This is a genomic window from Micromonospora sp. D75, from assembly GCF_018070405.1.
In the GTDB taxonomy this organism is placed as follows: Bacteria; Actinomycetota; Actinomycetes; order Mycobacteriales; family Micromonosporaceae; genus Micromonospora; species Micromonospora chalcea.
The window spans coordinates 1-2,547 of sequence record NZ_JAGPXV010000765.1; the positions used below are offsets into that span (position 1 = coordinate 1).

The 2,547-nt window shown below is 74.3% G+C and carries 2 protein-coding genes; both read right to left on the minus strand.

Annotated features, from left to right (window positions below; genetic code table 11):
• Nucleotides 1–502: alpha/beta hydrolase (locus KBX39_RS28740; protein ID WP_210873535.1), on the minus strand; the 502-nt coding region annotated here is incomplete at its 3' end.
• Nucleotides 503–572: 70 nt separating this feature from the next.
• Nucleotides 573–2,291: an arginine--tRNA ligase gene (gene argS / locus KBX39_RS28745; protein ID WP_166456741.1), complete on the minus strand. Its 1,719-nt coding sequence runs from the start codon at nt 2,289–2,291 to the stop codon at nt 573–575.
• Nucleotides 2,292–2,547: the final 256 nt, after the last annotated feature.

Consider the following 2,547-nt stretch of genomic DNA (forward strand, 5'->3'; position numbering starts at 1 on the left):
CCTCCACCGCCGTGCAGACCCGCCCCAGCGCCTCGGCCGAGGCCGCCAGCGGTCCGGGCACCATCATCGAGTGGTCGGCGTCGGCGACCTCCACCACGTACGGGGTGAGCCGCCGCGCCACCGCCCCGTCCCAGACCGGGTCGGCGGTGCCGCCGGCCAGCAGGAACGGCGCGGTGGCCCGGGCCAGCGGCTCCCGTACCGCGGGGTCGGTCAGCAACGGCGTCAGCCAGACCGCCGGGATGCCCCGGTCGGCGGCGAGCGGGGCGGCGAAACTGCCGAGCGACTTGCCCACGAGCAGATCCACCCCGGCGTCGAGGACCGGATCCAACTGCTCGGCGACCCACTCCGGCGCGGCGTCGTGGCGCAGATCGCCGATCGACCGCCAGGTCACCTCGTGCACCTCGAAACCGCGCCGGCGCAACGCCTCCCCGATGTAGACGAACAGCGGCCCCCGGGTGTCGTAGCCCCGTCCCGGAGCGAGTACCGCGCGTCGATCCGCCATGGCCGCCTGCCTCTCGTTCGATCGATGCGTCACGCTAGCCGCCGCACGGGCTTCCGGTGGCCCCGCTGCCTCACAACCGTTCCGGGGTGCGGATGCCGAGCAGGTCCAGGCCCTGCCGCAGCACCCGCCCGGTCAGCTCGCACAACACGAGCCGGCTCTCGCGTACCGGCCCGTCTGCCCGCAGCACCGGGCAGCGCTCGTAGAACGCGCTGAACGCGACAGCCAGCCGGTGCAGATACGCGGTCAGCCGGTGGAACTCCAGGCTGCCCGCCACCTCCTCGACCACAGCGGCGAAGCCGACCAGTTCCATCGCGAGCGCCCGCTCGGCCGGCTCGGCGAGCGAGACGTCCGCGTCCGGCCGCGCCGCCGCGCCGGCCCGCCGGAAGATCGACCGGACCCGGGAGTACGCGTACTGGAGGTACGGCGCGGTGTTCCCGTCCAGCGACAGCATCCGCTCCCAGTCCAGCACGTAGTCCTTGTGCCGGTCCCCGGACAGGTCGGCGTACTTGATCGCGCCGATGCCCACCGCGCGCCCCACCTCGGCGGCCTCCGCCTCGCCCAGCTCCGGGTTGCGTTCCCGGGCCAGCGCGGTGGCCCGCTCCACAGCCTCGGTGAGCAGCCCGACCAGCTTCACCGACCCGCCGGCCCGGCTGCGCAGCATCCGCCCGTCCGGGCCGAGGATCGAGCCGAACCCGACGTGCTCGGCCCGCACCGGCGCGGTCAGCCAGCCGGCCTGCGCGCCGACCGCGAACACCATCTCGAAGTGCCGCCGTTGCGGCAGCCCGACCACGTAGAGCAGCCGGGTCGCGCCGAGCGTGCCGGTCCGGTGCCGCAGCGCGGCCAGATCGGTGGCCGGGTAGCCGTACCCGCCGTCGGACTTGCGCACGATCAGCGGCAACGGCTCGCCGTCACGGCCCACCGATCCGGGCGGGAACACGCAGTCCGCGCCCTCGCTGCGCCGCAGCAGGCCGAGCCGGTCCAGTTCCTCGACAGTCGGCGCGAGCTGGTCGTGGTAGCTGCTCTCGCCCCGGAAGTCGTCGCCGGTCAGCGTCACGTCGAGCAGGTCGTACACGGTCAGGAAGTAGCTCTCCGACTGCGTCACCAGCAGCCGCCACAGCCGCAGCGTCGCCGGGTCACCGCCCTGCAACGCCACCACCCGCCGCCGCGACCGTTCCCGGAACGCCTCGTCGTCGTCGAACTTCGCCCGCGCCGCCTTGTAGAACCCGTCCAGGTCACCCATCGACAGCTCCTGCGCCGCCCCGGCCTCGCCCAGGTCGAGCAGGTGCTCGATGAGCATGCCGAACGGCGTGCCCCAGTCGCCGAGGTGGTTGGCGCGCAGCACCCGGTGCCCGAGCCACTCCAGCGTCCGGGCCGCCGCGTCCCCGATCACCGTCGACCGCAGGTGCCCGACGTGCATCTCCTTCGCCACGTTCGGCGCCGAGTAGTCGACCACCACAGTCTCCGGCTCGGCCACCGGCGGCACGCCGAGCCGCGGGTCGGCGGCCAGCGCGGACACCAGCCCGCCGAGCGCGTGGTCGGCCACCGTCAGGTTCAGGAAACCCGGACCGGACACCTCGACCGACGCGCAGACGTCGGCCAGCGCCGCGCGCCCCCGTACCTCCGCGGCGATCTCCCGCGGCGGCCGGCTGAGCCGCCGGGCCAGGCCCAGCGCCGCGTCGGACTGGAAGTCCGCGTGCTGGGAGCGCCGCACGGCCGGGTCAACCGGCACGCCGGCCACCGCCGCGAACGCCGGCGCCAGCCGGTCGGTGAGCAACCTTTCAAGATCCATGGGTACGCCGATCTCGCTGTGGATCCGCCGCGCGGATCACCTGACGGGAACGCGACGGCGGAGCGAGAACGGTCGATGACGACCGGCGGCTCGATCCGCCGGTCGCAGGAGGGAAGGCTCAGCGCAGGCGGTCGCGGGACCGCCGGCGTCGCAGCGCGCCGAGCCGGACGTCGGAGGACGTCATCGGGTACGCGTGCGAACTGGCCATGTCGGCAGCGTAACCGGCCGGCCCGGGGCGTGCGCAAGCGCGTACCCC